We start from the raw sequence: 19855 nt of genomic DNA on the forward strand, positions 1-19855 counted from the left end.
GGCGCTTTCGGGCACGCGTCGCCGGAACCGCTTCCATCCCGTGCCGGTCGTCCGGCACGCGCGTCAGGTCAAGGCTGAAGGCGCCGCGCGGCAAGATAGGCGAGCTGCGCGCGGTTCTGTACGTTGAAGAGTTTTTCGAGCGAGCGGATGTGGTGCCCGACCTTGTGCAGCGACGTGCGCAGCGCGCTCGCGATCTCCTGGTCGGACAACCCGTGCACGAGACGCTCGAGCACCTGCTGCTGCTCGTCGCCGAGCGCGAAGCCGCGCATGCGCGCGATGCGCGCCTCGAGGAACGGCAGCGCGACACGATGCACGGCCAGGCTCACCGACAGCGCGCCGCCGATCACGCGATCGTCGATCCATTCGGTGCCGTGCGTCTCCGACGTGACGTTCACCGCGACGCGCAAGTCGAGGCGCGGCGCCGACAGGCTGAAGATCACGCCGCTGTTCATCGCGTGCGCGCGCAGATGGCCGGCGAGCGCGAGCACCTTGCGGTCGCCGCTGCCCTGCGCGGCCGCCTCGATCTCGTCGAGCCGCCACGCGACCGGGAAACCGCTCTGGCGAACCTGCGCGAACCGCGGGTCGTTTTCGTAGAGCATTCCTTCGATATACGGCTGCATGAACGTCGCCGGCGCGAGTTCGCGCAGCAGGTGCGCGCACAGGATGCGCCGCCCGATCATTTCGTAGGCGCCGTAACCGAGCGTACTGAAACCGATTTGCCGCAATCGCGCATGGCATTGCGCGAAATCGAATGGTGCAAGGTCGCTTTTACCGGGCGCAATTTGAATTCCGGTAAAAAAGTCACGCTCGATTGCCTGATATTCATTCGAATAAGCGGCAGCCGCCGCTATATCGGCTTGTGAAAACCACTCGACGCGTGGTGCGCCGTCAGCATATGTCATGAGGAGCCCACCCCTTTCCCAATATGTGAAACTGCGCCCCGTCACGATCTGGTCTTTTCTTTATGATTTTCTGGCCATCGTTATATGCACGCGAATATGATTCTTTCGCCGCAATTAGTATTACGGCATATTACGCGTACACAGGCATTTTTGTACAATGCCCCGCGTTTCGTCAGGGATGACGATCGGCGCATATCATAACGATGCTCGATCGCACCGCCGCGAATGCCGTACACGATACGGCCGCCGCCAGGCGATGCGCGTCGATTCCGAGGGATGGCTCATGTCCGATATTGCATTGCATGAAGAAGCGGTCGCCCCAATCTTTTCCCGTCCGCCGCGCGGGTTGAACACATGCGCGGACGCGCTGCGCGAGCGTGCCGTGCAGGTCGTCTGGTGCGACGACGCGAAGCGCGGCGACGTCGTGCAGGCGCACGCCCCGAAGCTCGGCGTCGCCGATACGCTCGCGCTCGCGCAGAGCACGGCCGAGCGCAACCGGATCGTCTCGAGCCTGCTGCACCTGACGGGCTTCTCGACGTTCGCCTACTTCGCGCTCGAATTCTCGCGCGAGCGCGTCGAGAGTCTCTACCTGCACGAAGCGTTCACGCCGGCCACCTATCGCGGCGACTACGTGCGGCACAACCATCACGACGTCGACCCGCGCACGCTCGGCGCGCGCGTGTGCAACATGCCGATCGTGTGGGACCTGCAGCAGTTGCGCCGCGAACATCGCGAGCGCGACGACGGCCCGTCCGTGACGCCGGCCGCGCTCGACGGCTTCCTGCAGACGATGCAGGACGACGGAATGTGCAGCGGCATCATGTATTCGATGGCCGTGCCCGGCACGCGGCTGCACGCGTTCATGAGCTTCACCGCGCCGCGCCGCACGCGCGAATGGATCACGCCGGCAACCATCGAGCAGGCGCTGTCGATCGGGTTGTCGGTGCACAAGTTCGCGTCGCCGCAACTGATCTCGACGTCGCGCGAGCGCGCGATAAACGGGCTCACGCCGTTCGAGCAGGAACTGCTGCTCGGCATCGCCGAGGGCGCATCCGACAAGGAGATCGGCCGGCGCCTCGACACCAGCGCACACAACGTCGACTATCACCTGCGCAAGCTGCGCAAGCGCTTCGGCGTCGCGAACCGGATCCAGCTCACGTACCTGACGTCGAAACTCGAGCTGATCTGACGGCAGCCGCGCGCGTAAACGCACATGCCGGCCTCGCGGGCCGGCATGTGCGGGTTGCGGCGCGGTGCCGGGTCCGGCGCCGCTTCCTTCGAGACGATTCGCGTTACTTCAGCAGCGTCATCTGCACGACCTTCACGATCACGAGACCGACCGCGATCACCAGATAGCCGCGCAGCACGGCCATCCACACGCGCGTGGATACCGTCATGTTCTGCGGCTCGAGCGTGTCGAGCGGCGGCATGCGCCACGTGTCGCGCAGCGAGCGGTCGACACCCGGCTCGACGACGCGCTTGTTGCGGCGAATCAGCACCGTCGCGAGATACCCGGCGATCGCGAGCACGGTGCCGCCCACCAGCACATCGACGATCGCTTCGCCGCTGATATCCGGATACATCACCGACGCGGTCAGGATGATCGACAGCAGCACCAGCACCCAGATCACCGCGCCCGTGAACACGTTGAGCTTCGTCGAGTTGACCCACGGCCCGAGCACCTGGCGGTCGTTGCACAGCACCAGCAGGAACACCGTCGCGCTCGGCAGCAGCACGCCCGCGAGCGTCTGCACGGCTTCGGTCAGCAGGCCGAGCGGGCTGCCCGGGATCAGCACGAGCGTGGCCGCGGCCGCGACGATGCCGAAGTAGACGAGATAGAAGCCCTTCGCATCGGTCACGCCACGGTGCAGCGAATGACGGATCTTAAACACGTCGCCGATCGCGTACGCGGTCGACAGCGACACGGCCGCCGCACCGATGATGCACGCGTCGAGCAGCGCGACCGCGAACAGCGTCGCGCTCGTGCGGCCCGCATACTTCTCGAGGCCCGCGATGATGCCGCCCGCGTCGGTGAAGTTGCCGGCCTCCGGATGCCCGTTGAACAGCGCGGCGCTGAAGCCGATCATCGCGACCGCACCGACCAGCACGAACGCGATGCCGATCCACAGGTCGGCCTTCTCGTACTTCATGAAGCGCGGCGTGATGCGCTTGTCGATCACGTAGCTCTGCTGGAAGAACAACTGCCAGGGCGCCACCGTCGTGCCGACGATACCGATCACGAGCAGCATCACGTCCGACAGCTTCGCGTGCGCGGGCCAGTTCGGCACGAAGAAATCGCGCGTCATCTGCGCGACGGGCGGGTGAATCGACACGAGCACCGGCACGAGCAGCAGGCTCAGCACGCACAGCCCGATCGCGAACCGCTCGAAGCGCCTGAAATCGCCGGTACTCACCGCGGCCATCGTCAGCGCGGCAGCCACGCATACGCCGGCCACCTTCGGCAGCCCGAAGAAATCGAGCACGAACGTGATGCCGATGAACTCGGTCACGATGGTCAGCGCATTGAGCAGGAACAGGTCGATCACGCTGAACGCGCCCCAGAACTTGCCGAAGCGCTCGAAGATCAGGCGCGCATGGCCGACGCCCGTCACCGCGCCGAGGCGCAGCACCATTTCCTGGTTCACGTACAGCACGGGTACGAGCAGCAGCAGCGTCCACAGCAGCGTCGTGCCGTAGTTCTGGCCGGCCTGCGTATAGGTGCCGAATGCGCCGGCGTCGTTGTCGCCGACCATCACGATCAGGCCCGGGCCGATGATCGCGAGCAGCGTGCGCAGGCGTGCCCACCACGTGCCGCGCGCGGCGGTGTCGTGATGCGCGATCGTACCGAGCGCGCCGCGAATGTCGCCCACATGGGCTTCGTCGAGCACGGCGCTGCGTTCGGCGGCGATCGGTGGAGAGACGTTGGATGGCGTGGACATGATGTATTCCGTACGGCTAAGGGTTATGCGATGAGCGTGTGACCTTGGAATGCGCGCGGGCGGCCGCTCGATGGCGGCCGCGCGTGCGCATGCCGAGGCGCGCGCGGCGCTTCGTGCTTCAGTGGATCAACGATTTCAGCTGGTTCAACAGGCGGGAGAACACCCGCGGACGGGCGTCGAGCGTCAGCATCGTGTCGTAGTGGTGACGCGATTCCGTGACGTGCGGAAGATTCGACAGCAGAAGGCCGAAGTTCATGGTCTGGCTCCGTGCGGCGACGGCAGATGTGCCGGCCGCGTCGTGGGCGCGGGGCCAGTCCGGGGCCTGAACGACGTGTCAGGCTAGTCGGCCGGATTGTCCCTGCGACCCGGGTTCAAAAGGGTCTGTCTGTGCATCGGGCATAAGGGACAACTGTCACTGTCGTTCATGGCGGCTCCTGTGCGGTGTTCCGGGGAACACGGTTGTCCGCCGTCCGGCTTGCGGGCCGACGTTCGTGCGCGGGAAAGACGCATGTGCGAACGCGGCCGCAAACCAGGCGGCGGAATAACCGGGCGGCGCATGCGAAAACGCATCACGCTAACCGGCGCGAATCAGGGTGCACGTAGGGGGTTACTGCGGAATACTGCTGCGCGCACCGTTTGCCTGGGTGACAAACGGCGGCTTCTAAGAGGCGCGGACGTCGGTCGCTCAGGCGGAAATTTCGTTCGAAGATCGACTACTGCAGGCGTCCAAGGCGGCGGCCCCAAGAGTGAAGATGCCGGATTCTATGGACCGCCCGAAACGGAAGTCAACCCCTCGAAACCCGATCCGCGGAAAATTTTTCCCGCCCCCGGCGCACTGAAAGATTCGCACCAGGATTGGCAAGGCGAAACCTTTCAACGTGCCGGATCACACGAGGCAGCGATGCGCGCGAACAACAGTCGCCGCTCTGCCGCGCCCGGCATCGCGCAGCGGCGATACGCACGCCGGGCGCCGCCGCGATGCACGCAACATCGACGCTTTTTTTACTTGCACCGCAGCAAAAGTCGCGACTACAATCCGCCCCAATTCATCAAGGGAGTCCCTCCGTGGACACATGCTCTAGTTGCAGTTCGATGCCGGTTCAAGCCGGCCAAGCCATCGCGAGATAGCAGCCAGACGCATGTCTTTCGCCGCTAGCTCGCACTCGTCGGGTTAGCGCGCTTCCTCCCGGGCCGGCCATCGCCGGTTCGTCCGTCGCACGCTCCGTTACGTTCCACCCTCCGATCGCAGGCCGCGTCACGCGTCCGCGCTCGATCACGTCGTCCGGCCTGCGCCGGACCTGACGGAGGCAGCGTCATGTTCTTTCAATCGTTCGCGGTCAGACTCAAGCGCATCGTGCACGTCGCATGCGACCGCTCGTTCGTTTCCGGCCTCTCGCCGCTCGCCCATGCGTTCAGCAACTGGCGCGGCACGGCGCTCGCCCATGCGCCGGTGCCCCGCCCGCTCGACTGCATGCTCGCCGCCGCGATGGCGGCCGCCATCGCGCTCGCCGCGCTGCTGTGCGCGGCTGCATCCCGCCTCGGCTTCGCTCAGGTGTGGCGCATCGGCGGCTGGCTGCCGTAAGCCCTTCGTCGCGCGGCGGCGACACGCGCCGCGCGACCGCCTCGCAATACCCCCGCATCACGTTCCTGTTTAATCAGCCTAACTAATCAAACTGCCAACGGAACCCGCATGAAGAACTACCTCGAACCCGTCCCGCGCAAGCCCCGCCTCGATGCGCTCGCCGCGCTGCTGCTGTCGCTCGCCGCCGCACCCGCGTTCGCGCAATCGTCGCCGCCAGCCGCTCCCGAACCGGCAGCCGGCGCCGGCGACGCCGCCGCGCCCGCACAACAGGCCGCCGATGCTGCCGCGCCCGCTCCCACCGGCTTCTGGGAACGCTCGAACCTGCTCGGCAACATGGGCGGCCTGCGCGACATGCTCGGCGATCACGGCGTCACGCTGACGCTGCAGGAAACCAGCGAATACCTGTACAACACGTCCGGCGGCACGAATCGCGGCGGCGCCTACCAGGGGCTCACGCAATTCGGCTTCAACGTCGACACCGGCAAGGCGATCGGCGTGCCGGGCGGCACGTTCAACGTGTCGGCGCTTCAGATCCACGGCACCAACCTCACGCAGCGGTATCTGCAGACGCTGCAGACTGCAACCGGCATCGAAGCGAATTCGACCACGCGCCTGTGGGAGCTCTGGTACCAGCAGTCGCTGCTCGACGGCAAGGTCGACGTGAAGGTCGGCCAGCAGAGCGTCGACCAGGAATTCATGGTGAGCCAGAACGCGGCAACGTTCATGAACGCAACATTCGGCTGGCCCGTGCTGCCGTCGACCGACCTGCCGGCGGGCGGCCCCGCATATCCGCTGTCGTCGCTCGGCGTGCGGCTGCGCGTGAAGCCGGCCGACGCGTGGACCGCGATGGTCGGCGTGTTCGACGGCAACCCGGCCGGCCGCAGCGACGGCGATGCGCAGGTGCTGAACGCGCACGGCACCAACTTCAACCTGCGCAGCGGCGCGTTCGTGATCGGCGAAGTGCAGTACGCGCTGAACGCGCCGCCCGCCGATCCGAAGGCACCGCAGCCGGCCGGCCTGCCCGGCACCTACAAGCTCGGCTTCTGGTATCAGTCGCAGCATGCGAACGACCCGCGCTACGGCACCGACGGGCTGTCGCTCGCGAATCCGGACAGCAACGGCATGCCGGCCACCCATCGCGGCAACTACGGGTTCTATGCGGTCGCGGACCAGATGGTGTGGCGGCCGTCGGCCGACAGCCCGCGCTCGGTCGGCGTGTTCGCGCGCGTGATGGGCGCGCCGGGCGATCGCAATATCGTCGATTTCGCCGCCAACGCAGGCGTGACGCTGAAAGCGCCGTTCAAGGGTCGCGACAACGACGTCGCCGGCATCGCGGTCGGCTACGCGAAGATCGGCTCGCATGCGCGCGGCCTCGACGGCGACACCGGCACCTACACGACGCCCGGCTATCCGGTACGCCGCGCGGAGACGGTCGTCGAAGCAACCTACCTGTACCAGGTCACGCCGTGGTGGCAACTGCAGGCCGACCTGCAGCACTTCTTCCGTCCGGGCGGCGGCATTCCGAACCCGAACGCGCCGGGCGCGCGCATCGGCGACGAGACGGTGGTCGGCGTGCGCACGACGATCACGTTCTGACGACGCACCCCGCATGAAGACACGGGCCGGACGTCCGCGCGCGCGACAGTCCGGCCCGTGCGTCTAGATGCGGCACGCGCCACGCGTCACTCGCCGTACAGCCCGAGCAGTTTGAGCGTGACGCCGTTGGTCCAGCCGAAGCCGTCCTGCAGCGGATATTCGCCGCCCCCGCCTCCACCCGTGCCGGCTCCCTCGACCACGTACTTCTCGACGAGTTTGCCTTCGGTCGCATACACGTGCTTCACGTCGGACAGGAAACGCGTGCCGATGTCTTTCGCGAGCGCCGGTTCGCCATAACGACGCAGCCCGTCGATCGCGATCCACTGCAGCGGCGCCCAGCCGTTCGGCGCATCCCACTGCTGGCCCGTGTTCTCGGTCGTCGTCGCGAGGCCGCCCGGCTGCAGCAGCGTCTTGCGCACTTCGCGCGCGGTCGCCTTCGCGCGCTCCGGCCATGCGACACCCGCGAACAGCGGATACAGCGCCGCCGCCGTCACGGCGTCACGCGGCTTGCGCAACTGCCAGTCGTAGTCGCCGTAGTAGCCGCGGCGGTTCCACAAATAGTGGTTGATCGCGGCCGCGCGCCGCGCTGCCCGCCCCGCGAAGTCGGTCACGCAGGCGACGTCGCGCGTCACCGTGCAGCCCTTCACGATCGTCGTCTCGAGATGGAACATCAGGCTGTTCAGGTCGACCGGCACGATCGACGTCGTGCGGATCGTCGCGAGCGTCTTGCCGTCGCCGAACCAGCGCGAGCTGTAGTCCCAGCCGCTTTCCGCGCCGGCGCGCAGGTCGCGGTACACGTCGTTCGCCGGACGGCCGGGGGCCGACTTCGCAGTCGTCACGTCCTCGAGATACGACTCGTCGCGCGGCGTGTCGCTCGCGTCCCAGTAACGGTTCAGCACAGCGCCGTCGGGCATCGCGACCACGTGGCGCGCGGCCTGCCCGCGCGGCGTCGTGGTTTCGCCCTGCATCCAGTACGCATGTTCCTTGCGCAGTTCCGGCAGGTATTTCTGGTAAACCTTGTCGCCTTCGGCCTGCGCCGCGAGCGTCACCATGTACGCGAAGAACGGCGGCTGCGAGCGGCTCGCGTAGTACGTGCGATTGCCGTTCGGGATGTGCCCGATCGTGTCGATCAGATGCGCGAAGTTGTCGAGCATGTCGTCGACCAGATCCTCGCGCCCCGACACCTGCAGCCCGAGCATCGTGAAATAGGTGTCCCAGTAGTAGCCTTCGCGGAAGCGGCCGCCCGGCACGACGTACGGCTTCGGCATCGCGATCAGCGAGCCGTACGGCGGCACTGTCGCGCTCGTGCGCGTCAGTTGCGGCCACAACCAGTCGATGTGCTGGCGCAGCGTCTGGTTCGGCGGCGGCGTCACGCCGCCTTCCGGGGGCGGCGTGAAGTGCTGGCCGACGAACGTCTTCAGCGAGAAGCCCGGCTGCGATTTCTGTTGCTGATACAACTGCACGATCGTCGCGGGATCGGTATCGGGTGTGGCGTCGACGAAGGTTTTCTGGTCGGGATAGATCTGCGCGGTCTGCACCGCGACGAAAAGCTCGCCGTACAGCTGGCTCGGCGGCGGCAGCAGCGTGCCGGATGCCGGACTCGCGGCCGCCGCCGTGGTCGGCAAGGTTGACTGGCCGGCGGCTTGCGCGACCGCCTGGTTCGCATTGTCGGCCTGCGCGGCGCAGCCGGCGACGGCGAGATACGCGACGGCCAGCGCGGCGGCCCAGCGAAGGCGCGGCGCGGGCGATGCGGGACGGGTTGCGAGATGTGATGCGATCGATGCGGCACGACGTGACGTCATGACGTGTCCCCTCCTTTCGATGGTGAGTGGGTCGGCACGAGGTCTCGTTCGCGCGCGCGCTCGTCTCGATGGCCCTCGATCGATGCGCGTCGTGTTGTGTTGCGAGGTGTTGCGAGTGGGTCCGACTGTCGCACGAAACGCGCACCGCGCGCAAGTTGCGCGGCCGCGACGCCGCATCGATGTCATGTGTCATGTCACACGCGGCAGTCGTCTCTTCTTCCTCCCCGAAAACAGGGACGACTGTTGCAACATGCGGAACAAGTGTTGTCGTGCGTGACGCATCGACAACATTGTGGGCATAATGGCGTCTTTACCGCGCGCCCAGCCCATGTCGCCCGTCTTTCTAGCACCGCTCATCGTTGCCTGTGCGTTGTTCATGGAAAGCGTCGACGCGAACATCATCGTCACCGCGCTGCCTGCGATGGCGCGGGACTTCGGGCACAACCCCGTCACACTGAACATTGCGATCACGGCCTACGTGGTCGGGCTCGGCGTGTTCATCCCGATCTGCGGCTGGCTCGCCGACCGCTTCAGCGCACGCTCCGTATTCCGCACCGCGATCGGCATCTTCGTCGTCGGCTCGCTGATGTGCGCGGCCTCCAATTCCCTCGGCGTGCTCACGTTCGCGCGCTTCGTGCAAGGCGTCGGCGGCGCGATGATGGTGCCCGTCGGCCGCATCATCATCTTCCGCGCCGTGCCGCGCTCGGATCTCGTGCGCGCGATGAACTACCTCGCGATTCCCGCACTGTTCGGGCCCACGGTCGGGCCGCTCGTCGGCGGCTTCATCACGACCTACCTGCACTGGCGGATGATCTTCTTCATCAACGTGCCGATCGGCATCTACGGGATCTATCTCGCGAGCAAGCACATCGCGAACACGCACGAGCCCGACCCGGGCCCGCTCGACTGGTTCGGCTTCCTGCTGTCGGCGAGCGGCGCCGCGTTGCTGCTGATGGGCCTCACGCTGCTCGACGGTTCGCTCACCACGCGCGCGAACGCGGTGACGATGTGCGTGACCGGCATCGTGCTGCTCGCGCTCTACGTGCCGTACGCGCGCCGCAAGGAGCGCCCGGTGCTCGACCTCAGTTTCCTGAAGATCCCCACTTACCATGCGAGCGTCGTCGGCGGGTCGCTGTTCCGCATCGGCCTCGGTGCGGTGCCGTTCCTGCTGCCGCTCGCGCTGCAGGAAGGGCTCGGCATGACCGCGTTCCATTCGGGGCTCATCACGTGCGCGTCCGCGCTCGGCGGCGCGGTGAGCCGCTCGACGGCCACCCATACGCTGCGCCGCTTCGGCTTTCGCACGGTGCTGATCTACAACGCGGCATTCGCGGGCCTCGCGATCGCCGCATACGGCGTGTTCCATCCCGGCATGGCGACCTGGGCGATCTGGCTGATCGTGCTCGTCGGCGGCATCTTCCCCGCACTGCAGTTCACGAGCCTGAACTCGATGATCTATGCGGACATCTCGCCGCGCGACGCGGGCCGCGCGACGAGCCTCGGCAGCGTCGTGCAGCAGATGTCGCTCGGGCTCGGCGTGACGGTGGCAGGCATCGTGCTGCACATTTCGCACTGGCTGCAGGGGCATCAGTCGATGGTGTGGTCGGATTTCTGGCCCGCGTTCGTCGTGGTCGGGCTGTGCTCGTTCGCATCGATTCCGATCACGCGGCGGCTGCCGCCGGGCGCCGGCGACGAAGTCGCGCGCGGCAGGCGGCAATAAGCGGCCGGCACCCGCAATCGGTACGGGCGCGATCTGGATCGGGAAACAAGGGAGCGTGCGCGCCGGAAAACCGCGCGTCGTTGCGGCTGCGCGAAGACGCGCACCCTGACATTCGCAGCAACGACGACGGGCAGTCCGGTTCGCCGCGTTACCGCGCGGCAAGACTCGACGATCTGCCTCGCGCGTTGCGGTTCGGGGATTCGGGGATTCGGGGAAACGGGGATTCGGGTGACGCGTTGCGCGGCTGACGAAAAACCGGAAATACAAAAAAATCAGCGGACATCCACACGGGGCCGGTGCACAGCCGCATGGATGTCCGCTCAGGGCTCCGGGTCTCCCGATGGGGGTTGAGAATCCCGGATTCGCTTCCTGCGTGCCATGGACATATGTGCGTCGGAAGCGGAATCGTTGCGCGCTCATATCGTCGCGCCATGCTGTGCACTATAAGGAAACTTGCGCCACGCATCTGTCAAGCATTGTCAGACGTGTCGCGCGCGCACGTCGCACGCGCGTGCGGCTTTCGCGCTAAAGTGGTGCCCGACCGCCACCCTCAACCGCCATCCCGATGCTTACGCTCTCGCCCGCCGCCGCCCGCGCGCTGCATCTCGCCGCACAGGGTCTGTTGACGCCGCCCCGCCGCAAGGCCACCAAGGCCGACGTGCTCGACACGATCCGCCGGATGGCGCAGTTGCAGATCGACACCATCCACGTCGTCGCGCGCAGCCCGTATCTCGTGCTGTTCAGCCGTCTCGGCGATTTCTCCCCGAAGTGGCTCGACGAACATCTCGCCGAAGCGCGCCTGTTCGAATACTGGTCGCACGAAGCGTGTTTCCTGCCCGTCGAGCAGTTCGGCCTGATGCGCTACAAGATGCTCGATCCGTCCGGAATGGGCTGGAAGTACGCGGCCGAATGGCACGAGCAGAACCGTCCCGACATCGAGCGACTGCTCGCGCGGATTCGCGAGGAAGGCCCGGTGCGATCGGCCGATTTCGCGCGCGAGGATGGCGCGAAAGGCAACGGATGGTGGGATCGCAAGCCCGAGAAGCGTCACCTGGAAGTGCTGTTCACGACGGGCGACCTGATGGTGTCGGAGCGCCGCAATTTCCAGCGCGTGTACGACGTGCGCGAGCGCGTGCTGCCCGGCTGGGACGACACGCGCGACCTGCCGCCGCGCGACGCCGTGCTGCCCGCACTGCTCGACTACACGTGCCGCGCGCTCGGCGTCGTACGCGCGGACTGGGTGGCCGACTACTACCGGCTGCCGCGCCGTTCGTACCATGCGGAGCTGGAACGGCTCGCGGAAGCCGGCGACCTGATTCCGGTGACGATCGCCGACTGGAAGGAGCCGGCCTACGTGCATCGCTCGCTCGAAGCGTTGCTGCCGGCCGCCGAGGCCGACACGCTGCGCTCGACGGTCACGACACTGCTGTCGCCGTTCGATCCGGTCGTATGGGATCGGCGGCGCGCATCGATGCTGTTCGGTTTCGATTACACGATCGAGTGCTATACGCCGGAGCACAAGCGGCGCTACGGCTATTTCTGCCTGCCCGTGCTGCATCGCGGCCGGCTGGTCGGCCGCGTCGATGCCAAAGCGCATCGCGCGCTCGGAACGTTCGAACTGAAGGCCGTGCATGTCGAGCCGGGCGTGCGGTTCGGCACGGGGCTCGCGGCCGACGTGGCGAAGGCCGTGAAGAAACTCGCGGCATGGCACGGCACGCCGGAGGTGACGGTCGCGCACGCGCCGCCGGAGCTGGTGAAGGCGCTGGCCGGCGCGTGACGTTCGCGCGGCCGGCTCATGCGGCCGGCCGCACGCGGATCAGTCGCGCAACTTGCGAAAACGCGGCGTGCCGTCTTCGAGGTTGCCGTTGAACATCGCTTCCGGGCGCACCCACAGCCCGCGCGCATGCGGCCACAGATGCTCGTACACGACGACCGATTCCTCGGTTTCGGAATGGCGGGCAACGCCGATGTAGCGATACAGCCCGCCCTTGTAATGACGATGCGTGGCGAGCTGTTCGGCTTCCTGTTCGGTCATGATGTGCTTCTCTTCGGCAAAAACGGAAAGCGCATATTGTATGCGCTGCGCCGCGCGTCAGCGTTTCGCGTAGATGTCGGGACGGCGGATCTCCATCAGCCGCTCGGGGTTCGCGGACGGCCCGAAGCCGACCGGCCGGTACAGTTCGTGCGCATCGGTCGTCACGAGCATGATGCGGCGCAGGCGCTGCACCATCTCCTGCGCGAACACGTAATCGATCAGCGCGCGACCGTAGCCGTTGCCGCGTTCGGCCGGCAGCACGAACACGTCGCAGAGGTAGGCGAAGGTCGCGTGATCGGTGACGAGTCGCGCGAACCCGACGAGCCGGTCGCCGACATACGCGCCGAAGCACAGCGAACCCTCGATCGCACGCTCGACCACATCGCGCGGAATGCCCTGCGACCAGTACGCGTCGCGGTGCAGGAAATCGAAGATCGCGTCGATGTCGAGTTCGCGCTTGTCGGTGGAAAATCTCAGCGTGGCGGGGGTGGCAGCGGGCACGTCTGTTCTCCGGTTGGGGGCGGAAGGCGGAGCATCGACGATACCGCGCGGCGCGGCGGGCTACAAGCGGCGGCTGGAGGCTGTGACGCATTGGATGTGGCCTCTCTTGGCAGCCGATGACATGCAACCACGACTGACGATCGGCCAACCTGTACGACAACCCGTACATATCCTGCAGGCGATGCTATACTTGTACGGTTATATGTACAAGTGAGGCACATCATGCGCACGATTCATTTTTCGGATGCCCGGGGCAATCTGAAGACTGTCATCGACCAGGTCGTCGACGATGCGGACGTGACGCTCATCACACGTCGTGATGCGCCGAACGCGGTGATCATGTCGCAGGACTACTACGACAGCCTGATGGAGACGGTTCACCTGCTGCGCTCGCCGGCCAACGTTGCCCATCTCGAGCGCTCGATCGCGCAACTGCGCAAAGGCAAGGCGAAGGAACGCAAGCTCGCCGAGGATGACGAATGAGTGTGCGCCGCGTGCTCTTTACTTCCGACGCACGGGATGACTATGTCTATTGGCAGGGGCAGGGGCAGGATCGCAAAACACTCAAGCGCATCAACCAGCTCATTCGCGACGCCCAGCGAACGCCGTTCGAAGGCATCGGCAAACCCGAACCACTGAAAGCCAATCTCTCCGGCTTCTGGTCGCGCCGTATCGACGACACGAACCGCCTGGTCTACGAGGCCGACGACCTTCAGATCAGCATCGTGTCCTGCCGCTACCACTACGAGTAGCATCGGCCAGCGCGTGCGGCCCTCACCCGCTTACGCCCCTGCGCATTTCAGTGGATCATGTAGCCCGTGCCGGCCCGTTGCAACCGCGCACGCCGCCCACGACAGACTGGAAGGAGACATGCCCATGCGCGATCGCGCCGCCCTCACCGCCCCTGCCACCCGCCATCCCGTCACGCGCCGCGTGGCACTCCTGTTTGCCGCCGCCGCGCTCGCGTTAGCCGCGCTGCCGGCCGAAGCAGCCGAGCTGCGCGTGATGATCTCCGGCGGCTTCACGGCTGCCTACAGACAACTCGGCCCCGGCTTCACGGCCGCGTCCGGCGACACGCTCGACACGATCTCGGGCCCGTCGATGGGCGATTCGAAGGAAGCGATCCCGAACCGCCTCGCGCGCGGCGAGAAAGCCGACGTGCTGATCATGGTCGGCTATGCGCTCGACCGGCTGATCAAGGAAGGCAAGGTGATTCCGGCGTCGCGCGTCGAGCTCGCCGATTCGCGGATCGGGATGGTCGTGCGCGCCGGCGCGCCGAAGCCCGACATCGGCACCGTCGAGCAGTTGAAGGACGTGCTGCTGCGTGCGAAATCGGTCGCGTATTCGGACAGCGCGAGCGGCGTCTACGTCGAGAAGGAAATGTTCCGGAAGCTCGGCATCGAGGATCAGGTGAAGCCGAAAGCGACGATGGTGCCGCGCATTCCGGTCGCATCGGTCGTCGCGAACGGCGACTACGAAATCGGCTTCCAGCAGGTCAGCGAACTGCTGCCGGTGCCGGGCGTCACGTATGCGGGCAAGGTGCCCGAATCCGTGCAGTCGGTCACGCGCTTCGCGGGCGGCATTCCGGTCGGCGCGGATCATCCGGAAGCCGCGAAGAAGCTGCTCGACTATCTCGCATCGCCGCAGGCGCAAGCGGTCGTGAAGGCAACGGGCCTCGATTCGGTGACAATGTCGCCCGTTCAATGAACCAGCCGCACCGCGTCATGCCCTATCGCCTCATCGCATTCGACTTCGACGGCACGCTCGCCGATTCGCTCGACAGCTTTCTCGCGGCACTCTCTGAAGCGTCGCGCCTGCACGGCTTTCGCGACGCGACGCCCGAGCTGCGCCCCGCACTGCGCGGCATGTCGGCGCGCGACATCATTCGCGCGCTCGACGTGCCGATGTGGAAAGTGCCGCGCGTGACGATCGACATGCGCCGCCTGATGCAACCGCGCGTCGCGCAAGTGATGCTGTTCCCCGGCGTCGACGAGACGTTCGATGCGCTCGCCGCACGCGGCATCCGCATCGCGATCGCCACATCGAATACCGAGGAGATCGTGCGCGACCGGCTCGGCCCGCACGCGGGCCGCCGCGTCGACTACTTCGCGTGCGGCATTCCGCTGTTCGGCAAGGCGCGTCGTCTGCGCGCGCTCGTACGTGAAGCAGGTGTGCGCGCCGACGAAGTGCTGTATGTCGGCGACGAGATTCGCGACGCCGACGCGGCACGACGCGCGCACATCGCGTTCCAGGGCGTCGCGTGGGGCTACACCGCACCCGACGCATTGCAGGCGCATTGCGCGACGCCGTTGCTGCCGCGCCTCGACGCACTGCTCGATCGCGTGTGACGCATCGCGCTCGACACGACACCACACGACGCCTCGCTCAACGCGCAAGACATCACGGCACGACGATGAAAGGCAAATGACACGCACGTGCATCCCGCACGCCGCGTGCGCGCAAAAATTGCCGCTTCGGCATGCGCATCAGGTACGCAATACCTGCCCGCGCGCACGCCGTTCGATTCGTCTTACCAACCGTTACACAAACCACAGCACGGTTGCACCTGCTACCCGAACGCTCTCCTAGAATCAGTCGGGCCGGGAAACGCTTCGACCGGCGCCGCGGCAGAGCGGCGGTCGAATCCGGCCCGGGCGCGCCCGGTCTCTCGCACAGTGACGGATCACGTGATCCGTTTTTCAACCAGAGCCCCGATCGAAAGGAGGTCCCATGAACCGCTTTCCCCCACTCTCGCGCCTTGCATTGTCTGCCGCTGGCCTGCTTCTCGTCGCCGTGACGGCGACCGCGCAAACCGCACAACCGGTGCCGTCCGCGCCGGCCGCTGCCGCGACGCGCATCCACGAAGCCGACCAGGCCTTCATCACCGACGGCACGAAGACCGTGTCGACGCAGCACGACGCGGCGCGCATCGCCGATTCGCGCACGTCGGACAGCCAGGTCAAGGCCTTCGCGCAACGCGTGTCGACCGACGATGAAAAGATCATCCAGGCGATGCGCGCGGCGAGCCCGCGCGGTGTCGACGTGCCGGCCAACGACCCCGACACGGCCATGCTGAGCAGCATCAAGAACCTGCGCGGCGCCGAGTTCGACAAGGCGTATATCGAACAGGTCGCGCTCGCCGGCCAGCAGAAGGCGATCTCGGCATTCCAGGCCGAAATCGCATCGGGCCGCGACACGAAGCTGAAGGAAGTCGCCCGCCAGGCGCTGCCGATCCTGCAGGCGCACTACGCGGACGCGCAGAAGCTCGCGCAGCGTCACCATCTCGCATCGGTGCAGTAACGCGATGCCGCGCCGCGCTCCGCGCGCGGCGCACCGTTTCCCCCTCGTCGCGCTGCCCTATTCCGGCGGCGCGATGCACGTCGGATCACGCGATCCGAACACGCATCACACGTTACGTCGCGAGCTTCGCCGTCAGCCGCGCACTCACCTCCGGCCATTCGTCGTCGATGATGCTGAAGCGCACCGAATTGCGCTTGCGGCCATCCGGCATGATCCGTTCGTGACGCACGATCCCTTCCTGCTTCGCACCGAGCCGCAGGATCGCCGCGCGCGATTTCTCGTTCAGCTCGTCGGTCGTGAACTGCACGCGCACGCAGTGCAGCGTGTCGAACGCATAGGCGAGCAGCAGCCACTTCGCTTCGGTGTTCGCGCGCGTACGCTGCGCCGATTCGCTCAACCACGTATGGCCGATCTCGAGCTTGCGGTTCCGGCGATCGATCTTCCAGAAGCGCGTGCTGCCGATCACGCGGCCCGATGCGCGATCGACGATCGCGAACGGCATCACGGTGCCGGACGCGCGCCCCTGCAATGCGGTGTCGAGATACGCATCGACCGTCTCCGCGCCCGGCACGACCGTCACCTTCAGATTCCACAACTGGCCGTCGGCGGCCGCATCCAGCAGTGCTTGCCGGTCGGAGGCTTCGAGCGGCCGCAATTCGACGCGCTCGCCGGTAAGCGTCGGTTGTTCGAGGGAAGACGAAGCATCGGTCATGACGAGATTCCGGATAGTAAGGACGGCAGCCGCAAAACGCCCATCATACGGCCGCGCTAACCGAGGTGCGAGGCCAGCCGGCGACGGATCGCCTTCGCCTCGGCGCGCAGCGCATCGGCAAACGCATCGACGAGCAGGTTCTTCGGCCGGTGCTCGGGCACGATCACGCTGACCCGGTACGGAAACGATCGCGTGAGCGGCCGCACGTGCAGGTCGCGCCCGACGAAATCGAGCGCGGTCAGCGGATTGACGATCGCCGCTCCCAGCCCCTGCCGCACGAACGCGCACACCGACACGGCCGACGGCGTCTCGACGACCGAGCGCGGCGCGACGCCGAGCTGCGCAAACGCCTCGTCGATCAGGATGCGATATGGATCGTTCAGCGACAGGCTCACGAACGGGCGATCGGCGAGATCGACGAGATCGATCGCATCCTGCGCGAGCAGCGGATGGCCGTCGGGCAGCACGCACACCTCGTCGACTTCGAGCAGCGGCGTGAGCACGGTGCCGGCCGGCGCGACGTCGTGCTCGGTCAGCCCGAGATCGTAACGCTGCGCGGTCAGCCACTCTTCGAGCATCGGCGACTCCTGCGTCTCGACCGACACGCTGACGCCCGCGTGCGCGTCGCGAAAACGCCGGCACGCGCCGGGCAGGATTGCATGCGAGAACGCCGGCAGCGCGATCACCGAAAGCTGCCCGTCGCGAAACTCGCGCAGGCGCGCGGCCGTCGCCGCGACACGCTCAAGCCCCACATACGCGAGCCGCACGTCGTCGAACAGCGTGAGCGCGGCCATCGTCGGCCGCAGCCGGCCGTGCGCGCGCTCGAACAGCGCGAAGCCGACGACCTGCTCCATCCGCGCGAGCTCGCGGCTGATCGTCGGTTGCGACGTGTAGAGCATCTCGGCCGCGCGCGTCGTGCTGCCGGCGACCATCAGCGCACGAAAAACCTCGATATGACGGTGCGTGAGCATGATCTTCTATATCAGGAATGAATCGAATGTCGAAAAACAGGCATTTTACTGTATAGCCAAACAAGCGCATCATTCACGCTATCCGTTCAATCGACCCGATTCATCCGCCATGTCCCTCGATTCCCGCCAGCTCGCGACGCTCGCGCAACAATACGGCACCCCGCTGTGGGTATACGACGCCGACGTCATTCGCGACCGCATCGCCCAACTGCGCCAGTTCGACGTCATCCGCTATGCGCAGAAGGCGAACTCGAACATCCATATCCTGAAGCTGATGCGCGAGGAAGGCGCGTGCGTCGACGCCGTTTCGCTCGGCGAGATCGAGCGCAGCCTCGCGGCAGGGTTCAGCCCGGCCGGCGAGCCTGAAGGCGTCGTGTTTACGGCCGACCTGATCGACCGTCCGACGCTCGCAGCCGTGCTGCAGCACGGCGTGACCGTGAATGCGGGTTCGCTCGACATGCTCGCGCGCATCGGCGAACACGCACCGGGCCACCGCGTGTGGCTGCGCGTCAACCCCGGCTTCGGTCACGGCCACAGCAACAAGACCAACACCGGCGGCCCGCAAAGCAAGCACGGCATCTGGATCGACGACGTGCCGCGCGCGATCGAGATCGTGCGCCAGTACGGGCTGAAGCTCGTCGGCATCCACATGCACATCGGTTCGGGTGTCGACTACGGCCACCTGTCGCAGGTATGCGATGCGATGGTCGATCTCGTCACGTCGCTCGGCCACGACATCGACGCGATCTCGGCCGGCGGCGGGCTGTCGATTCCGTATCGCGACGGCGAGCCGCGCGTCGACGTGGGTCACTACTTCAGCCAGTGGGACGCCGCGCGCAAGCGGATCGAACGACATCTCGGCCACCCGGTGCGCATCGAGATCGAACCGGGCCGCTTCCTCGTCGCCGAAGCCGGCACGCTCGTCACCGAAGTGCAAGCCGTCAACCGCCGGCCGAAGCACGATTTCGTGCTGATCGACGCGGGCTTCAACGACCTGATGCGCCCGTCGATGTACGGCAGCTACCACGCGGTGTCCGTGCACACGCACGACGGCGCGCTGCCGGCCGGCCGCCCGCTCGTCGACCTCGCGATCGCGGGGCCGCTGTGCGAATCGGGCGACGTGTTCACGCAGGATGCAGGCGGCGTGGTCACGCACCGCAAGCTGGCGCAGCCTCAGATCGGCGACCTGCTGTTCCTGCACGACGCGGGCGCATACGGCGCGTCGATGTCCTCGAACTACAACAGCCGGCCGCTCGCGCCGGAAGTGCTCGTCGATCGCGGTACGCCGCGGCTGATCCGCCGCCGGCAGACGATCGCCGAATTGCTCGCGCTCGAAACGTTCGAGTAACACGCGCTCGTCGAGACGAAGGCCAACGGCCAGGCTTGCCGCTACCGGCAAGCCTGGCCGTTTTGCTTTTCGGTGCGCCGCCGGTTCACCCGCTCGCGATTCGGCGCAACCGCACAGCCGCACCGTAGCACCTGATGCTTCGCATCGCGCGCAACCGCAGCAGATCGCTTGCGCCGCGTTCCGCGCGCAGAGAAAAACATTCCACGGCACGCAGAAAGTGCGCGCATCTTTGGAAACACATTCCTTTTTGACAAACCTAAGATTGCCCTCAGTCGCTCAGCATTCGTGTCGCCGGATGCGCATCGACGATGCACCCGGTCCACCACTCTCGCAAAGCCGTACGGGCAATCATGAACACCATGCTTGAACTCTTCGCCGCGCACCGGAACACGTTCGACACGCATGCCGCGCGGTCAGCTCATGCGTCACGCGACGACCGTTCGCACTGCT

At 66.4% G+C, this 19855-nt stretch carries 19 protein-coding genes; 11 read left to right on the forward strand and 8 right to left on the reverse strand.

Translation table 11 applies throughout. The features are described from left to right. Nucleotides 1–68 precede the first annotated feature (68 nt). Nucleotides 69–902 (reverse strand): helix-turn-helix transcriptional regulator, encoded by an 834-nt coding sequence (locus tag BBJ41_RS23980; RefSeq protein ID WP_069748755.1) that lies wholly within the window; start codon nt 900–902, stop codon nt 69–71. A gap of 283 nt (nt 903–1185) precedes the next feature. Between BBJ41_RS23980 and BBJ41_RS23985 the strand changes: the two genes are divergently transcribed. After that, the gene (locus BBJ41_RS23985) at nt 1186–2091 is read left to right on the forward strand and encodes a helix-turn-helix transcriptional regulator (protein WP_069750350.1); all 906 of its coding nucleotides are present in this window, start codon (nt 1186–1188) and stop codon (nt 2089–2091) included. Nucleotides 2092–2194: 103 nt separating this feature from the next. Here BBJ41_RS23985 and BBJ41_RS23990 read toward each other — a convergent pair whose 3' ends face one another. Together BBJ41_RS23990 and BBJ41_RS41245 are read right to left on the reverse strand one after the other, a co-directional pair. Beyond that, on the reverse strand, nt 2195–3841 hold the full coding sequence (locus tag BBJ41_RS23990; RefSeq protein ID WP_069748756.1) for an Nramp family divalent metal transporter: 1647 nt from the start codon (nt 3839–3841) through the stop codon (nt 2195–2197). A 118-nt stretch (nt 3842–3959) separates the two neighbouring features. After that, entirely contained in the window at nt 3960–4097 is a 138-nt protein-coding gene (locus BBJ41_RS41245; protein ID WP_167362212.1) for a hypothetical protein, read from the reverse strand. Nucleotides 4098–5156: 1059 nt separating this feature from the next. Between BBJ41_RS41245 and BBJ41_RS23995 the strand changes: the two genes are divergently transcribed. Beyond that, on the forward strand, nt 5157–5423 hold the full coding sequence (locus tag BBJ41_RS23995; RefSeq protein ID WP_069748757.1) for a hypothetical protein: 267 nt from the start codon (nt 5157–5159) through the stop codon (nt 5421–5423). Nucleotides 5424–5531: 108 nt separating this feature from the next. Continuing rightward, nucleotides 5532–7019, forward strand: coding sequence for a carbohydrate porin (locus tag BBJ41_RS24000; RefSeq protein WP_069748758.1), 1488 nt, complete (start codon nt 5532–5534; stop codon nt 7017–7019). Nucleotides 7020–7105: 86 nt separating this feature from the next. Here BBJ41_RS24000 and treA read toward each other — a convergent pair whose 3' ends face one another. Then, entirely contained in the window at nt 7106–8821 is a 1716-nt protein-coding gene (gene treA / locus BBJ41_RS24005) for an alpha,alpha-trehalase TreA (protein WP_069748759.1), read from the reverse strand. Between the two features lie 328 nt (nt 8822–9149). On the opposite strand from treA, the gene BBJ41_RS24010 reads away from it, so the two are divergent. Both BBJ41_RS24010 and BBJ41_RS24015 read left to right on the forward strand, forming a co-directional pair. Next, on the forward strand, nt 9150–10538 hold the full coding sequence (locus BBJ41_RS24010) for an MFS transporter (RefSeq protein WP_069748760.1): 1389 nt from the start codon (nt 9150–9152) through the stop codon (nt 10536–10538). A gap of 565 nt (nt 10539–11103) precedes the next feature. Further along, entirely contained in the window at nt 11104–12315 is a 1212-nt protein-coding gene (locus BBJ41_RS24015; RefSeq protein WP_069748761.1) for a winged helix-turn-helix domain-containing protein, read from the forward strand. 39 nt (nt 12316–12354) lie between these two features. On the opposite strand, the gene BBJ41_RS41670 is transcribed toward BBJ41_RS24015, so the two are convergent. Then, nucleotides 12355–12573 carry a DUF1653 domain-containing protein gene (locus tag BBJ41_RS41670; RefSeq protein WP_006480837.1) on the reverse strand — a complete coding sequence of 73 codons (219 nt, stop codon included), beginning with the start codon at nt 12571–12573 and terminating at the stop codon, nt 12355–12357. A 57-nt stretch (nt 12574–12630) separates the two neighbouring features. Continuing rightward, a complete protein-coding gene (locus BBJ41_RS41675; protein WP_069748762.1) occupies nt 12631–13074 on the reverse strand; it encodes a GNAT family N-acetyltransferase in 444 nt (147 codons plus the stop codon). A gap of 222 nt (nt 13075–13296) precedes the next feature. Between BBJ41_RS41675 and BBJ41_RS24030 the strand changes: the two genes are divergently transcribed. From BBJ41_RS24030 to BBJ41_RS24050, 5 genes are all read left to right on the forward strand, one after another. Next, complete coding sequence (locus BBJ41_RS24030) at nt 13297–13557, forward strand: type II toxin-antitoxin system Phd/YefM family antitoxin (RefSeq protein ID WP_069748763.1); 261 nt, start codon at nt 13297–13299, stop codon at nt 13555–13557. Further along, nucleotides 13554–13826 carry a Txe/YoeB family addiction module toxin gene (locus BBJ41_RS24035; protein WP_069748764.1) on the forward strand — a complete coding sequence of 91 codons (273 nt, stop codon included), beginning with the start codon at nt 13554–13556 and terminating at the stop codon, nt 13824–13826. Before BBJ41_RS24030 ends, BBJ41_RS24035 begins: the two co-directional genes overlap by 4 nt. A 124-nt stretch (nt 13827–13950) precedes the next feature. Then, complete coding sequence (locus BBJ41_RS24040) at nt 13951–14781, forward strand: substrate-binding domain-containing protein (protein WP_083281954.1); 831 nt, start codon at nt 13951–13953, stop codon at nt 14779–14781. A gap of 17 nt (nt 14782–14798) precedes the next feature. After that, nucleotides 14799–15422: an HAD hydrolase-like protein gene (locus BBJ41_RS24045; RefSeq protein ID WP_069750351.1), complete on the forward strand. Its 624-nt coding sequence runs from the start codon at nt 14799–14801 to the stop codon at nt 15420–15422. Nucleotides 15423–15804: 382 nt separating this feature from the next. Then, nucleotides 15805–16374, forward strand: coding sequence for a DUF4142 domain-containing protein (locus BBJ41_RS24050; protein WP_069748766.1), 570 nt, complete (start codon nt 15805–15807; stop codon nt 16372–16374). Nucleotides 16375–16486: 112 nt separating this feature from the next. Here the strand turns inward: BBJ41_RS24050 and BBJ41_RS24055 are convergent, their stop codons facing one another. Both BBJ41_RS24055 and BBJ41_RS24060 read right to left on the reverse strand, forming a co-directional pair. Continuing rightward, nucleotides 16487–17086 carry a GNAT family N-acetyltransferase gene (locus BBJ41_RS24055; RefSeq protein WP_069748767.1) on the reverse strand — a complete coding sequence of 200 codons (600 nt, stop codon included), beginning with the start codon at nt 17084–17086 and terminating at the stop codon, nt 16487–16489. Between the two features lie 56 nt (nt 17087–17142). Next, on the reverse strand, nt 17143–18057 hold the full coding sequence (locus BBJ41_RS24060) for a LysR family transcriptional regulator (RefSeq protein ID WP_069748768.1): 915 nt from the start codon (nt 18055–18057) through the stop codon (nt 17143–17145). A 109-nt stretch (nt 18058–18166) separates the two neighbouring features. On the opposite strand from BBJ41_RS24060, the gene lysA reads away from it, so the two are divergent. Then, entirely contained in the window at nt 18167–19405 is a 1239-nt protein-coding gene (lysA, locus tag BBJ41_RS24065; protein ID WP_069748769.1) for a diaminopimelate decarboxylase, read from the forward strand. Nucleotides 19406–19855 lie beyond the last annotated feature (450 nt).

Origin of the sequence: Burkholderia stabilis, assembly GCF_001742165.1 — a bacterium.
GTDB lineage: Bacteria > Pseudomonadota > Gammaproteobacteria > Burkholderiales > Burkholderiaceae > Burkholderia > Burkholderia stabilis.